17 protein-coding genes are annotated in these 14,464 nt (G+C 54.2%); 8 read left to right on the top strand and 9 right to left on the bottom strand.

Annotated features, from left to right (window positions below):
* Positions 1-26: 26 nt before the first annotated feature.
* Positions 27-662, top strand: a complete 636-nt coding sequence (locus CSC3H3_RS04855; RefSeq protein WP_101284090.1) for an exopolysaccharide biosynthesis protein — start codon at positions 27-29, stop codon at positions 660-662.
* A gap of 65 nt (positions 663-727) precedes the next feature.
* On the opposite strand, the gene CSC3H3_RS04860 is transcribed toward CSC3H3_RS04855, so the two are convergent.
* Positions 728-1,432, bottom strand: coding sequence for a glutathione binding-like protein (locus CSC3H3_RS04860; RefSeq protein ID WP_101264039.1), 705 nt, complete (start codon positions 1,430-1,432; stop codon positions 728-730).
* Positions 1,433-1,612: 180 nt separating this feature from the next.
* Here CSC3H3_RS04860 and CSC3H3_RS04865 point away from each other — a divergent pair, with 180 nt between their 5' ends.
* From CSC3H3_RS04865 to CSC3H3_RS04880, 4 genes are all read left to right on the top strand, one after another.
* On the top strand, positions 1,613-2,311 hold the full coding sequence (locus tag CSC3H3_RS04865) for a glutathione S-transferase family protein (RefSeq protein ID WP_101284092.1): 699 nt from the start codon (positions 1,613-1,615) through the stop codon (positions 2,309-2,311).
* A gap of 152 nt (positions 2,312-2,463) precedes the next feature.
* A complete protein-coding gene (locus CSC3H3_RS04870; RefSeq protein ID WP_101284093.1) occupies positions 2,464-2,766 on the top strand; it encodes a type II toxin-antitoxin system HigB family toxin in 303 nt (100 codons plus the stop codon).
* 27 nt (positions 2,767-2,793) lie between these two features.
* Positions 2,794-3,165, top strand: a complete 372-nt coding sequence (locus CSC3H3_RS04875) for a helix-turn-helix domain-containing protein (RefSeq protein WP_101284095.1) — start codon at positions 2,794-2,796, stop codon at positions 3,163-3,165.
* Between the two features lie 54 nt (positions 3,166-3,219).
* Positions 3,220-3,570, top strand: coding sequence for a DUF952 domain-containing protein (locus CSC3H3_RS04880; RefSeq protein ID WP_101284097.1), 351 nt, complete (start codon positions 3,220-3,222; stop codon positions 3,568-3,570).
* Positions 3,571-3,573: 3 nt separating this feature from the next.
* On the opposite strand, the gene CSC3H3_RS04885 is transcribed toward CSC3H3_RS04880, so the two are convergent.
* Both CSC3H3_RS04885 and CSC3H3_RS04890 read right to left on the bottom strand, forming a co-directional pair.
* Complete coding sequence (locus CSC3H3_RS04885; protein ID WP_101284098.1) at positions 3,574-3,831, bottom strand: DUF1413 domain-containing protein; 258 nt, start codon at positions 3,829-3,831, stop codon at positions 3,574-3,576.
* Between the two features lie 170 nt (positions 3,832-4,001).
* The gene (locus CSC3H3_RS04890) at positions 4,002-5,117 is read right to left on the bottom strand and encodes an NADH:flavin oxidoreductase (protein ID WP_215907558.1); all 1,116 of its coding nucleotides are present in this window, start codon (positions 5,115-5,117) and stop codon (positions 4,002-4,004) included.
* Between the two features lie 101 nt (positions 5,118-5,218).
* Here CSC3H3_RS04890 and CSC3H3_RS04895 point away from each other — a divergent pair, with 101 nt between their 5' ends.
* The 3 genes from CSC3H3_RS04895 (at position 5,219) to CSC3H3_RS04905 (ending at position 8,028) form a co-directional block, all read left to right on the top strand.
* Positions 5,219-5,623 carry a winged helix-turn-helix transcriptional regulator gene (locus CSC3H3_RS04895; protein ID WP_245881276.1) on the top strand — a complete coding sequence of 135 codons (405 nt, stop codon included), beginning with the start codon at positions 5,219-5,221 and terminating at the stop codon, positions 5,621-5,623.
* A 133-nt stretch (positions 5,624-5,756) separates the two neighbouring features.
* A complete protein-coding gene (locus CSC3H3_RS04900) occupies positions 5,757-7,073 on the top strand; it encodes a quinone-dependent dihydroorotate dehydrogenase (RefSeq protein WP_245881277.1) in 1,317 nt (438 codons plus the stop codon).
* Between the two features lie 73 nt (positions 7,074-7,146).
* The gene (locus CSC3H3_RS04905; protein WP_101284100.1) at positions 7,147-8,028 is read left to right on the top strand and encodes a TIGR01459 family HAD-type hydrolase; all 882 of its coding nucleotides are present in this window, start codon (positions 7,147-7,149) and stop codon (positions 8,026-8,028) included.
* 78 nt (positions 8,029-8,106) lie between these two features.
* Here CSC3H3_RS04905 and CSC3H3_RS04910 read toward each other — a convergent pair whose 3' ends face one another.
* The 6 genes from CSC3H3_RS04910 to CSC3H3_RS04935 all read right to left on the bottom strand — a co-directional run bounded on the left by CSC3H3_RS04910 (position 8,107) and on the right by CSC3H3_RS04935 (position 14,452).
* Positions 8,107-8,964 carry a D-amino-acid transaminase gene (locus CSC3H3_RS04910; RefSeq protein WP_101284102.1) on the bottom strand — a complete coding sequence of 286 codons (858 nt, stop codon included), beginning with the start codon at positions 8,962-8,964 and terminating at the stop codon, positions 8,107-8,109.
* Positions 8,965-9,327: 363 nt separating this feature from the next.
* Positions 9,328-10,095: a substrate-binding periplasmic protein gene (locus CSC3H3_RS04915; RefSeq protein WP_101284104.1), complete on the bottom strand. Its 768-nt coding sequence runs from the start codon at positions 10,093-10,095 to the stop codon at positions 9,328-9,330.
* Positions 10,096-10,251: 156 nt separating this feature from the next.
* Positions 10,252-11,364 carry an ABC transporter ATP-binding protein gene (locus tag CSC3H3_RS04920; protein WP_101284106.1) on the bottom strand — a complete coding sequence of 371 codons (1,113 nt, stop codon included), beginning with the start codon at positions 11,362-11,364 and terminating at the stop codon, positions 10,252-10,254.
* A gap of 11 nt (positions 11,365-11,375) precedes the next feature.
* Positions 11,376-12,227, bottom strand: a complete 852-nt coding sequence (locus CSC3H3_RS04925; RefSeq protein ID WP_101284108.1) for a carbohydrate ABC transporter permease — start codon at positions 12,225-12,227, stop codon at positions 11,376-11,378.
* An 18-nt stretch (positions 12,228-12,245) separates the two neighbouring features.
* Positions 12,246-13,178, bottom strand: a complete 933-nt coding sequence (locus CSC3H3_RS04930) for a carbohydrate ABC transporter permease (protein WP_101264225.1) — start codon at positions 13,176-13,178, stop codon at positions 12,246-12,248.
* A 5-nt stretch (positions 13,179-13,183) separates the two neighbouring features.
* Positions 13,184-14,452 (bottom strand): ABC transporter substrate-binding protein, encoded by a 1,269-nt coding sequence (locus tag CSC3H3_RS04935; protein WP_101284110.1) that lies wholly within the window; start codon positions 14,450-14,452, stop codon positions 13,184-13,186.
* Between the last annotated feature and the right edge of the window lie 12 nt (positions 14,453-14,464).

Raw genomic sequence — 14,464 nt, forward strand, 5'->3', positions numbered from 1 at the left:
TACATGGTTTTTGGCGTTGGCAGGATATGCGTGATCAAACGACAAAACCTGAAAATACCCCAACGGATACATCGAATTACAGTCGCAATTCCCGTCCTTTGACCGGTATTATCGACCGGCTGCGGGGTATTGGCCGCCAAAAGGGCAAGGTAACATTGGGTGAAATTACCCATGCGCTGCGTTATCGCAGTTATGGCCCGTTTTTGTTGGTGCCTGGCCTGGCGGGGATATCGCCGTTGGGGGCTATTCCCGGTATGCCAACATTACTGGCGCTGATTGTGGTGCTGTTTGCCGGGCAGATTGTTTTGGGGCGGCGCCATATTTGGTTACCCGATTTTCTTGAAAACATTGCTGTTTCGGGGGCCCGGCTTGAAACGGCGATGAAAAAAATCTATCCCGTTGCAAGGTGGCTGGACCGGCATTTCCATGAACGGTTGCAAGGGCTGTTTACGCCACGAACCATGCAGATTGCGGCCATCATATGCCTGCTTTTGGTGCTGCCTATGCCATTGCTGGAGGTTATCCCCCTTGCCGCTGGAATGCCAATGATAGCGGTGAGCGGTTTCGGGCTGGCAATGATTTTACGTGATGGCGTGGTCATGATTGCGGCAGGTATATTGGTGATTGCAGCCCTGATTGCCTGTTTGGTTTTGATGGTCTGATTGCCTGATTTTGAAAGCCGCCCTGCCGATTTGGCAGGGCGGCTTGTTTTTGCGTTTGGGCAGGATTAATCCTGCTTGCCTGATTTGGCGGTCTGGCCAAACAGGATTTTCTTGCTTTCTTCGGTCACGGTCGGCGTGAAATGCTCGGCCTTGCCTTTGGCATAGGCATCAATCGTGCCTTTGCGTTCGCCAATGGCGGTAAACCAGCGCTTTAGGTTGGGGAAATCATCCAGGTTCTGCTGCTGGCGTTCATGGGGAACGATCCAGGGATAGCAGGCCATATCGGCAATCGAATAGCCGGTATCGGCAATGAAATCGCGGCCTTCAAGGCGCTTGTTCAGCACGCCGTAAAGACGGTTGGTTTCATTGACATAGCGATTGATGGCATAGGGGATTTTTTCGGGCGCATAGGTGCCAAAATGGTGATTTTGGCCCAGCATCGGCCCAAGACCACCCATCTGCCAGAACAGCCATTCCATTACGGTTTTGCGACCGCGCACATCGGTTGGCAGGAATTTGCCGGTTTTTTCGGCCAGATATTGCAAAATCGCACCGGATTCAAAAACCGTAATGGCATCGCCGCCATCGGCCGGGGCGCGGTCAATGATCGCGGGCATACGGTTATTGGGCGAGAAGGCGAGGAAGTCGGGTTGGAACTGGTCACCGGCGCTGATATTCACCGGGTGGATTTCGTAATCCAGTCCTGCCTCTTCAAGAAACAGCGTGATCTTGTGGCCATTTGGTGTGGGCCAGTAATAAAGTTCAATCATCGGACATCCTTTTGAATTGCCATGCCGACGCCTGCGTGAAACAGGCACTGTCATTTCCCTGACAGATTTATAATTTATCGGCAAGGCTTGCGTTTGATCATCAATGACGCCATTGTAGAACGATCGTTTTAAAACTCAAGCTATTCGCCAGCGCCCTGCTGGTGAAAGGAGACTTCTTCGATGATCCGTTTCTATTTTCACCCTACGCCGAACCCGGCCAAAGTCGCACTTTTCCTTGAAGAAGCAGGCATTGAATATGAAGCCCTGCCGGTTGATACAAAAAAAGGTGAACAGTACAGCGACGCCTTTTTAAAGATTAACCCCAATGGCAAAGTACCAGCCATTGTTGACACCGACGGTGCCGGTGGCAAAGAGGTGCGCGTTTTCGACAGTTCGGCGATTTTGCTGTATCTGGCGGAAAAAACCGGGCAGTTCCTGGGCGATGATGCCGACCGGGGTGAATTGCTGTCCTGGCTGTTTTTCATTGCCAGTGGCGTTGGGCCGTTTTCCGGACAGGCGGTGCATTTCCAGCATGCCGCCCCCCAGCCGCTTGACTATGCCGTCAATCGTTATCGCCGTGAAATTGAACGCCATTATGGCGTGCTTAACACGCATCTTGCCGGGCGCGACCATGTCGTTGGCGATAGCTACACCATTGCCGATATATCGCTTTGGGGCTGGATCGACCGCGCACCGGTGGTGATGAAGGGCGAAAGCATCCCGCTTGAAAGCTTCCCGCATCTGGCGCGCTGGTTTGATTTCGTCAATTCCCGCCAGGCTGTGGAACGTGCGCGCAAACTGCTGGCATCACACGCGTTCAAGACCGAAATGGACGATGTCGCCAAACGCGCGCTGTTTCCGTCAAACTTCCCGAAATAGTTCGGCGCAGGCGTAATCCGCGTTTTATGCTATAAACAAGGCTGTGTTCCAAAAAATGGAACACAGCCTTGTTGTTTGGTGTTCGAGGTGATATCTTTTACTGATGATCAAGCGAGACATGACGTAAGCAGGTTGTTTGCCGGGGAAACGGATTGCGCATCATCAAGCGAAGCAGCCTGATTGCTTTTTGGGAGAAACACCCTGAAACGGAACAATCCCTTCGGGCGTGGTTTGACCGCACAAAGAAAGCGAACTGGTTAACGACCCAGGATGTGCTGAACGATTTTTCAACCGCGAAAGTGATTAAAGGCGAACGGGTTCGTTTTAAAATTCACGGCAATGACTATCGCCTGATTGTCAGTTTCAAGATGAGTGCCGGAATTGCCTGGATCAAATTTATCGGCACGCACGAAGACTACGACAAGATTGACGCCACCACGATTGACCAGTTCTAGTTGGGTACATGGTTGCAGGAGCAACAGATGCCAAATATCAAGCCGATCCATACCGAAGCCGATTATGAAGATGCCCTGGAATTGATGGGCGAATTGTGGGACGCCAAAGAAGGTACGGAAGCCCATGATCAATTGGAATTGCTGGGTATTCTTGTTGATAAATATGAAGAACAGCGTTTCCCGATAGCAGCACCGGACCCGGTGGCGGCTGTATTGTTTTATATGGAGCAGAACGGTCTTGAACGGGCAGAGTTGGGGAGGGTTCTGGGCAGTCGTTCCCGCGCGTCAGAATTTATCAATCGCAAGGCCGGGCTATCGCTTAAGCAAATTCGCATTTTGCATGCCAACTGGAATATTCCCGCCGATATCCTGATTCAGCCGGTGGAACAAACGGCGTGATGAATTGTGTGTGGGGTGCTTGCGGTGGTGCGGGTGATACCCTAAATTCCGGGCATGAACGAACAAACCATATATCGTGTACTTGGCAGTGATGAATGGGCGAAAGCCGTTGCGCTGGGTGAGTATCAGGGCGCACCGCATGACATTGCGGATGGCTTCATTCATTTTTCAACCGGTGAAACCCTGGCTGCGACGCTGGCCTTGCATTATGCCGGGCGCGATCATTTGAAGCTGCTGCATGTGCCTGTCGCCCCGATTGAAGCCTATATTAAATGGGAGCCTGCACGAGGTGGCACGCTGTTTCCGCATCTATATGCCAAGCTGAAAGTGGCAGATGTGTTTCGGGTGGATGATGTGAACCTTGATGAAAACGGTGTTCACATTCTGCCCGAAGATTTGCGTTAATCCTTAACGCCCGGGTTCATCACCCGTATCTGAAGTGCCGGATTTTATGTAAATCCGGCCGCCTTTCTTTTTCATGCCGCTATCGCTAACGCCGGGGAAATGCCCGGCGCGCACGGCGTTTAAAAAGGCATGCCCCAGCTTTACCCGGTCCCCGATATAAAGATCATCCCAGCCCGCGCCATAAATTTCGGGAAAGTGAAACGTGCCGTCAGGGTGGCGGGCGATGTTTTGCCTGAGCCTGCGAATATCATCTTCTGTCATGGCCGTTCCTTGTGCGCGAGGGCCGGGCATCAAGTGTGGCAAATTACAGGGTGGGTTAGCAAGCAGGTTTGCCGGACGGGAACAGCCCGCAAAAAAAGCGGTAACAGAACCAAAAGCCCTGTTACCGCATATATCATGCAAACGGCGATTGCTGTGGGATTACCACCAGCTTAGACGAGTTCGCCCAGGGATGCCGGGGTGAAGGTTTCAACCTTGTCGCCATTGCCGTTCTGGACTTTTGCGACCCAGTTCGGATCGCTCAGCAGGGCGCGGCCCACAGCCACCAGGTCAAATTCATCACGTTCCATGCGGGTCAAAAGTTTGTCGATGCCAGCATTGCTGACTTCTTCGCCCGAGAATGAACCGATAAAGTCGCCCGAAAGGCCAACCGAACCAACGCTGATGGTGGCCGCACCGGTAATTTTCTTGGCCCATCCCGCAAAGTTAAGGCCGTCTTCGCCGTCAATTTCGGGGAATTCCGGTTCCCAGAAACGGCGCTGCGAGCAATGGAAAATATCCACGCCAGCATCGGCCATCGGTGCCAGCCAGCTTTCCATTTCGGCGGGGCTGGTGGCAAGGCGGGCGGCGTAATCCTGCTGTTTCCACTGCGACAGACGAATGATGATCGGGAAATCGGGGCCAACGGCCTTGCGCACGGCGGCAATGATTTCAACAGCAAAACGCGAGCGTTCGGCAATGGTTTTGCCGCCGTAATTATCATCACGGTGGTTGGTGCCATCCCAGAAGAACTGGTCAATCAGATAGCCGTGCGCGCCATGGATTTCGGCAACGTCAAAGCCCAGGCGTTTGGCATCGGCAGCGGCCTTGGCAAAGGCGGCAATGGTATCGGCGATGTCTTCGTCGCTCATGGCTTTGCCACGCGGTTTGTCCGGGCCTTCAAGGGCTGAGGGGCTTTCAACGGCAACATCGGGCACCCAGTCGGTCATGAAGCTGGTGACCGAGCCGGTATGCCAGATTTGCGGGCCCATTTTGCCACCGGCTTCATGCACGGCATCAATCACGCCTTTCCAGCCGGCAAGGGCTTCTTCGCCATGGAATAAGGGAATGTTGAAATCATTGCGTGATGCCGGGCGGTCAATCACGGTGCCTTCGGACAGGATCAGGCCAACCTGGCCTTCAGCGCGGCGTTTGTAATAGGCGGCATTGGCCGCACCGGGAATACCCGCCGGTGCCATGGAACGGGTCATTGGTGCCATCACGATGCGGTTGGCAAGTTCCAGCGATTTGATTTTGAAGGGTTTGAACAGAATATCGGTCGAGCTCATGCGGATTTCCTTTGGAAAAGTGATTTGCTGTTTAGATATAAAAAATATACTTACTGTCAATCAGGCACCCGAAACCAACCAGGTATATTTAAGGAAACCTTATGGACGACTATAACGGGATGTGTAATCCGCAGCGGTTCCATGTTGATTGCCCCAGCCGGAAGCTGTTTGACCAGATAGCCGATAAATGGTCGATGATGATTCTGACGGTTCTTGATAGCGGACCGATGCGCTTTAACGCCATTCGCCGCCAGCTTGAAGGCATCACCCAAAAGGCCCTGACCCAGACGCTGCGCCGCCTGGAACGTAATGGCCTGGTCGAGCGCGAAGTGATCGCGACATCCCCTGTTGCCGTGCAATACAGCGTGACGGAACTGGGGTGCCAGTTAAAAGGGCCGTTCAAGGCGCTTTATAAATGGACTGTTGATAACCTTGACGAGGTTGAAAGGGCGCGTGCCGCCTTTGACCAGCGTATCGAGGAAGAAGAAGAACGCCTGCGCGCCTGATGGGCTGGTGGGCTGTCAAAACGGCCATTGATCGTGAAAATGGGTGGCAAAACGTGCGGGCAGGGCAGTTTGTATCAGACATGTCTTGCCCCGGCCTGTTCGCACGGCTAAGAACAGGGACAGGAACCAACAGATGAACGGAGCATATCGGGTGGGGTGGTATAAAACTTTTGTTTTGCCGGTAGTTCGCTGGATTGACCCGGAATGTTCACACGGGCTGGCCCTGTGGGCGTTAAAGCATAATCTGGTGCCAAAACCCGAAGGCGCACTTGATCGCAGCCCGCTTCTGGAATGCGAGGTTTTTGGCCGCAAATTTGCCAATCCGGTTGGCCTTGCTGCCGGGTTTGACAAAAATGCCGAAGTTCCCAACCGTATGCTTGATCAGGGTTTTGGTTTTGTCGAAATCGGGTCGGTAACGCCGGAACCGCAACCGGGCAACCGCAAACCACGCCTGTTTCGCCTGTATTCCGACCGTGCGGTGATCAACCGCATGGGATTTAACAATGATGGTTCGGCCATTGTTGCCACCCGTTTGCGCAAACGCGCGCGCCGGGGCATTCTGGGTGCCAATCTTGGTAAAAACAAATATGCCGCCGATGCCGCCGACGATTACGCAAAAGGTGTTCGCGCCCTTGGCCCCTTTGCCGATTATCTGGTGGTAAATGTTTCATCGCCCAATACCCCGGGCCTGCGCGCGCTTCAGGGCCGCGAACCGCTGGCGCAGCTTTTATCGGCTGTTCTGGCCGCGCGCGATGATGCCGCACCGGGTGTGCCGGTATTGTTGAAGGTTGCGCCGGACCTGACGGAAGATGACAAGGCCGATATTGCAAGCGTTGTGCTGGATCTGAAAATTGATGGCATGATCGTTTCCAACACCACAATCGACCGCCCGGTTGGCCTGAACAGCTATGACCAGTCGGAAACCGGTGGTCTTTCCGGGCCGCCTTTGATGGCACCTTCTACCAAGGTTCTGGCCGATTTTTACCGCCTGACCAAAGGCCAGGTGCCGCTGATTGGTGTTGGCGGGATTGCATCGGGCAAAGATGCCTATGAAAAGATTTTGAATGGCGCCTCACTGGTGCAGCTTTATTCAGCACTGGTTTATCACGGGCCGGGCATGGCACAGGAAATCAAGGAGGACCTTGAAAAACGCCTGCGTCAGGATGGTTTTGCATCGGTGGCCGATGCCGTTGGCGCGGCATTCCCGGAAATCAGTGGCAAACATGCCGCGATTGACGAAGTTGCCCGTGCGACGCAAGCAGCACCTGCGAATGATGCCGTGATTGCGGATGCCCCTGCGGCCGAAGTTGCAAGCGCAACCGCCGCCGCAGCAACGGCCGATGCCAAGGTTGATGCACCAGAGCCAGCCACTGATGCGGCAGAGAAAGCCGACACGGATGGTTCAGCCAAAGCCGAAACCGTAAAACCGGAAGCACCGAAGCAGGATTGATCTGCCGGTAATGAAGTGAAATTACTGCGCAGGTGATGCCTGTGCGGTGCGTGATCCTCGCAGGAGAAACCCGATGCCGCAAACGCCCTATCAGATGATTAACGGCCTGTCCGAAGTGATCGGAAATTATGATGCCGTGATCCTGGATTTGTGGGGTGTGGTGCATGACGGGGTAACGCCCTATCCCAATTCGATCACGGCGATGAAGGCCCTGAAGGATGCGAGCATCCCGGTTGCGCTTTTATCCAACGCGCCGCGCCGTTCCAGCGTGGTGATTGCCCGCATGGAAGATATGGGCATTGACCGTGCCCTTTATGGCCCGGCGGTGGCATCGGGTGAAATTGCCTATCACCAGCTGCGTGACCGGGTGGATGCCTGGTACGGCAAACTGGGGCGCAAGGTGTTTCGTGTTGGCCCGGTACGTGACCATTCCATGTTTGAAGAACAGGATGTCGAGGTTGTCGATACCCTTGAAGATGCTGACTGGATGCTGGTAACCGGCCCGGATGACGACCATGACCCGGTATCGCATTATGAAGATATGTTGCATCTGGCATTGTCGCATAACCTGCCCATGCTGTGCCCGAACCCGGACCGCGAAGTGATCCGGGGTGGTGAACGCATTATCTGTGCCGGTGCCATTGCTGGCCGCTATGAAGAACTGGGTGGGAATGTGCGCTGGGAAGGCAAGCCGCTTGCCAGTGCCTATGATTTCTGCCTGCAGGCCTTTGATATGGGGCCTGATGCGCGCCTGCTGGTGGTTGGGGATTCGCTTTCAACCGATGTGGCCGGTTCCAATGCAGCCGGGCTTGATATTGCCTTTGTCACCGGCGGTATCCATGCCGAGGAACTGGATGCCCCGCGCGGCACCCTGCCGGAAAAGGCAAAGTTGGACCAGCTTTTGGAAGTAACCGGGCGCCATGTGACCTATGCGATGGGCGATTTTTGCTGGTAACAGCAAGAAAACATTGAACAGAATTAAAAAACGCCGCCCGAACATGCATCGGGCGGCGTTTTTTGTCGTAAGGCCAGGTTAGATCGCGGCAGCCAGGTTTGCCTCGATATAGATTTCGCGCAGGCGTTTGGCGATCGGGCCCGGTGTGCCTTCGCCGATTTTAACATCGTCAATTTCGACAACCGGATAGACAAAGGAAGAAGCCGAGGTAATGAAGGCTTCTTTGGCCTTTTGGGCTTCGGCGATGGTAAAGGCGCGTTCTTCGACCTTCAGGTCCAGTTCTGCCGCACATTGCAAAATTGCCTTGCGGGTAATGCCGTGCAGAATGTCGTTGGACAGTTCGCGGGTGATGATGGTGTTGTTTTCATCAACGATATAGGCGTTGTTTGATGACCCTTCGGTCACTTTGCCATCCAGCACCAGCCAGGCATCATCCGCGCCTTTTTTTGCCGCTTCGTTTTTAACCAGCGACGAATAGAGCAACTGCACGGTTTTGATATCACAACGACGCCAGCGCTGATCCGGGAAGCTTGCGACTTTCAAGCCACGGTCCGCAGCAGCGCTTTTGATCAGCGATTTGGCCTGGGTAAACAGGACAAGGCCCGGTTCCACATCACTTGCGGGGAACATGAAATCGCGGTCAGACGCGGCACCGCGTGAAACCTGCAGATAAACCAGGCCTTCGGTGATGTTGTTTTTGCTGATCAGTTCGCGGTGAATTGCCAGCAGGGCATCGCTATCGACGGTGAAGTTGATGCCAAGTTCGCGGATCGAACGTTCAAGGCGGGTCATGTGACCGTGAAAGTCGATCAGCTTGCCTTCAAGAACGGAGGTCACTTCATAGACGGCGTCGGCAAACAGAAAGGCGCGGTCAAAGATAGAAACGGATGCTTCGTTTTCCGGCACATATTTGCCGTTCACATACACAGTACGCATTTGAATTTCCTGTCGGTTCAGATCGGCTGCCGATCCCGTAAAGCAATAGGGGCGTTTCCCGCAATTTGTGCCTGGCAATTCTGTTTTTATGCAGGCATTGCAACGTTGATTATCAGATAGCACACCGCTGGCACTGTTGTCGCGGAACGCCGTGATTGTTGCGTTAAAAAGGTGGATTGTTGTTTGGGTGGGCCGCGCTTGCCCGCATGTGCGATATAAAGGCAGGTGATTGAGCAATATTATCGCAGAAAATTCCAAGCTTTCGGGTGGGGCATTTGGATTGGTATGGCGGAATGCGGAGGGGGGATGATGAAGGGGGATGATATTGCACATATCAAACGGCGGAGTCAGCGCCGGGGCCGGTTAAAAGGTCAGCACCAGACCATGTTTGTGAACCAGCCTGGCATAGGTGCCATCGGCCTTGATGGTTGCGAGGGCTTTGTTGAATTTTTCAAGCAGGATATGGGTTTGCGGATAATCCTTTGAGGTCATCAAAAACAGCCCATCGCCCTGCACCAGCGGTTTTTTCAGGGTATAGAATTTGGCGACTTCTTCGGGCGGGAAAAGCTTTTCGATCATGTACCAGCCAAGGGTGGTGGCGGTTGAAAACAGATCGATGCGGCCCAGTTGCAAGCGGCGGAAATTCTGTTCTTCCGAATGGGCATATTCCACATCCAGCCCGGCATCCTTGAACCAGGGTTCGTAATAATAACCCTGAATGCCGCCAATGCGATAGGGGCGCAAATCAGCCAGGCTATCAAACGTGATGTCGGGTTTTTGCCCATCGGCGCGATAGGCAAAAAAATGGGAATCAGCCAGATACAGCGCATCGGAAAACAGAAAGGCCTTTTGGCGTTCCGGCGTTTTGCGATACGGGATTGCCCCCCACGCGGTGGTATTGCTGACTTCCTGTTCGCAGCGTTTCCACGGATAAAACCGGAATTCAAACCGAACATCCATTTTTGGGCCGATTTCATCAAACAGATCGATCAGAAAGCTGTTTTCATCATTGGCGGTGACATAGGGCGGGTAATGGTTGGTGGCAATGACCAGGGTTTGTTGCGCCCGGGCGGGGGCCGCAAACAGCGCGCAGAAAACGGCATATAACAGGATTTTGCCCAGAAGCTTCATCGCGTTATCCCGGCAATGCAAAGAACCAGCCGGAACGGGTTTGTCCCGGTGGAGTTACCGGTTTGCATATGGGGTTGCAGTGATGGACTTTTTAGGGGGACGCAACACAAAGGGCCGCAACATTGTGGCTGCGGCCCTTTGAAAACGATGTGGTAATTATGCCTTTTGCACTGAAACCGGTTCACTGGCCGGGGGCAGGCGCAATTCGCTTTCGCGATCAAAAATATGGGCTTTATCCATATTAAAGGCGATCTGCACCGTGCCGCCAATCGCAAGGTCCGGCCGGGCCAGGGTAAATATTTTCACCGGTTTTCCCGCCAGTGTGACATGCACCAGCGTTGAAAGGCCCATCGGTTCAATCAGTTCCACCGTGGCTGTAACGGACGGGCTGGAACCATCTTCGACAATGTCGATATGTTCGGGCCGTGCGCCAAGGGTGATTTTTTGGCCTGACATTGCCTGAGCGGACGGCAGAACCGGAATGATTGTGCCGTCTTCAAGGGTTATGGCCGCATTTGTTGCATCGGTTTGATAGATGCCTTCGAGGAAATTCATCGCGGGTGAGCCAATGAAGGATGCGACAAAAATGTTGGCCGGCCGGTCATAAATTTCAAGCGGGCTGCCAACCTGCTGCACGATGCCGTCATACATGGCAACAATGCGATCTGCCATGGTCATGGCTTCGATCTGGTCGTGGGTGACATAAACCGATGTCGCGCCAAGGCGGCGGTGAAGTTTGCGAATTTCGGTGCGCATCTGTTCGCGCAGGCGGGCATCCAGGTTTGATAATGGTTCATCAAACAGAAATGCCTGTGGCTGGCGCACAATGGCACGCCCCATGGCAACGCGCTGGCGCTGCCCGCCCGAAAGGGCCTTGGGCCGGCGTTCGAGCAGGGCATTAAGGCCGAGAATGCCGGCAACGTTTTCAATGGCGCTGGCGACTTTTTCCTTGGCGGTTTTGCGCAGATTAAGCGCGTAGCTCATATTTTCGGCAACCGACATATGCGGGTAAAGCGCATAGGACTGGAACACCATTGCAATGTCGCGGTCCTTGGGTTGCAGGTCGTTTACAACCGTGCCGCCAATGCTGATATCGCCCGATGTGATTTCCTCAAGCCCGGCAATCATGCGCAGAAGCGTTGATTTGCCACAGCCCGACGGCCCGACCAGCACGATAAATTCGCCATCCCGGATATCGAGATTGATGCCGTGAAGCACATCAACAGCACCATAGCTTTTGCGGGCGTTGGTAATTTCGATAGAAGCCATTTTATCCTCGTTTATCCTTTGACGGCACCGGCCGTAAGCCCCTGTACCAGATAGCGCTGGATCAACAGGAAGAACACACAGGCAGGGATCAGGGCCAGCACGCCAGCGGCCATCATCTGCCCGAAATCGACACCGAATTTGGAAACAAAGCTGAGCAATCCGACCGGGAAGGTCGATGCGGATTCACTGCTGACCAGCATCAGCGCAAACAGCAGTTCCGACCAGGCTGCGGTAAAGACAAAGCCAAGGGTTGCGGCAATGCCCGGCAGGGTCAGGGGCAGGATGATGCTGCGAAATGCCTGGAAACGTGTGTTGCCATCAATCATGGCGGCTTCTTCCAGGTCCTTGGGGATCCCGTCAAAGAAGGACTGCATCAGGAAGGTGGCGAAGGGCACGTTAAAGGCGGTGTAAACAACAATCAGGCCTGTCAGGCTGTCGGTCAGGCCGAGCGGGGCCAGGATGCGGAAAATGGGCGCAATCAGCATGACCAGCGGGAACATTTGCGTAATCAGCATCAATGCGACAATCACGATTTTGCCCCGAAAGCGAAACCGCGAAAACGCATAGCCCGTTACCGCCGCAACAATGCAGGTAAAGAACGCCGTGCTGCCCGAAACAATTACCGAATTCATGAAGTAATGCGGGAAATTGCTTTGGGTCATGACGAAGGTGTAATTGTCCCACGTCGTGCGGGACGGCCACATCCGGACACCTTCGGTGTAAAGAATGTCATTGGGCGTTACCGAAACTTTCAAAAGCCAGTAAAGCGGAAACAGCGCAAAAACGACAAAGGCAGCAATCAGCAGGTAATGGGTGCCCCAGTAAACCGTTTTGCGAAGCGGGGAATTTCCCGGCGTTGACATGTCCGAATTCCTTTGGGGTTAACTATCGGCGTGGGTCATGGCACGGCGCAGCGCAATAACGCCCAGCGCATAGGCCAGCAACAGCACAAGCAACACAGCCGCAATGGCCGATGCATAACCAAAATCAAGCCGGCGGAAGGCCTGGGTGAAAATATAGCTGGCAACGATTTGCGTTGAATCAGCCGGGCCACCCTTGGTCATGACCACAATCAGATCGGCGAAATTGGCAATCCAGATGGTTCGAAGCATCAGCGTGATCGCGATGGTGGGCGCGAGGAAGGGAATGGTGATGCTTAAAAACTGCTGGCGGGTATTGGCCCCGTCAATCGATGCGGCTTCGTAAAGTTCGCCGGGGATGGATTGCAGGGCAGCAAGCAGGGTGATGGCAAAAAACGGAATGCCAAACCAGATATTGGCAATGATCGGCCCCCACATGGCAAGGTCGGGGTCCGACAGGATGTTAAAGGGCGTATCCATGATACCAAGGCTGACCATCCAGTGCGGAAGGGGGCCTACCACCGGGTTGAACATCCAGGCCCAGTTCAGACCCGACAGAAATGTGGGCACCGCCCAGGGCAAAAATACCAGCGCCTGCACAAGCCTGCGACCCAGGAATTGCCGGTTTAACAACAGGGCCAGGACCAGCCCCAGCGTGAACTGGAAAAACAGCGAGCCAAAAGTCCACCAGGCAGTATTGACCAGCGCACCCAAAAAGGCACCATCGGTCATCAGTGTCTGGAAATGGGCCATGCCGACAAACCCGCCGCTAAACGGGTTAAGGATGCGGATATCGCGAAACGCATAGCTAAGGCCCAGAATAAGCGGCATCAGCATAACGGCAATAATCAGCACCAGCGCCGGTGAGACATAATAATAGGGTTCGAGAATGCCGGAAAGCTTGTGGGAAAATACGCCCCGCCTTGCGGCGGGACGATTTCCGACATCAGTCATGCTGGTCACGGCTTGCTTGCCATCCATTTCTGCTGGGCCGGGGTCAGGTAATCTGCCCACTGTTTGCCCAGCTCTTCGGGGGTGATGCGGCCCAGAAGGGCTTCCTGGCTGGTGCGGATAACCAGGGAATCCTTGAAGAAGGCGAATTCTTCAAGATGGCTGGGCATCACGGTCGGCGATACATCCGGGTCGGACAGTTCGGCAAACCAGCCTTTGAACTGGTCCGATGCAAAGAACGGATCGGATTCAGCGCCCTTGTAAATCGGCAATGCGCCGATGCGCTTGTTCCAGGCCAGGTTGGAATCCTTGCTTTCGAGATGCGAAATCAGTTTCCAGGCTTCGTCTTTGTGCTCGCTGGATTTGAACATCGACCAACCGGCATAGCCAATGGTCGGGAATGCCTTGCCAGACGGGCCTTTGGGCATGGTGGTGATGCCGAAATCTTCGGCATTCATGCGGCTGGAAATGGCGATCAGGGCGTCGGGGTCCTGGTCAAGCATCGCACAGGTGCCCGAATAGAAACCGGCAACAATTTCGTTAAAGCCCCAGTTCAGGCTGTCCTTGGGTGCCAGGCCATCCTTGTAAAGGTCGGTCAGGTATTTAAGGCCCTTGACCCAGCCTTCGGAATCAAACGTGCTTTTGCCGTCTTCGGTGAAAAATTCGTTGGAACCGGCGGCAGCCGCCCCAAACATCACCCAGCCATTCAGGCCGCCCGGGCCACCGCGCAGGCAATAACCATATTTGCCCGGCAGTGCCGAAACCTTTTTGGCGGCATTGCGGAAATCATCAAGCGTTTTCGGAACTTCGGTAACACCGGCTTCCTTGAACAGCTTTTTGTTATAGAACATCGCGCGCAGGTAAAAACCATAGGGCAGCATATAGGCTTCGTCACCGGCCGAACGGGCAAATTCCAGGGCGCGCGAATTCAGGTTTGCGGTGGCATCCCAGTCCTTCAGATACGGTTCCAGGCTTTCAAGCGCGCCGTTATTGGCATAGAGCGTCAGCCAGGTATCGGGCATTTCAACCACATCGGGGGTCTGACCGGCCGAAACCATGGTGGCGAATTTTTCAAATGCCTGGCCCCAGGGCAGCGATGTGATTTCCACATTCACGCCGGGATTGGCATCTTCATATTCCTTGACCAGGGTCTTAAGCGTTTCAGTGCGTTCCGGGCTGGTAATAACTTCAACCAGCTTCAGGGTCGTGTCGGCATAGGCATGGCTGGCCAGTGCCAGCGACGCTGCACCTGCCAGAATTGTGGTCTTCCAGTTCATTTGAAGTCCCCT

The sequence above is a fragment of the Thalassospira marina genome (genome assembly GCF_002844375.1).
GTDB lineage: Bacteria > Pseudomonadota > Alphaproteobacteria > Rhodospirillales > Thalassospiraceae > Thalassospira > Thalassospira marina.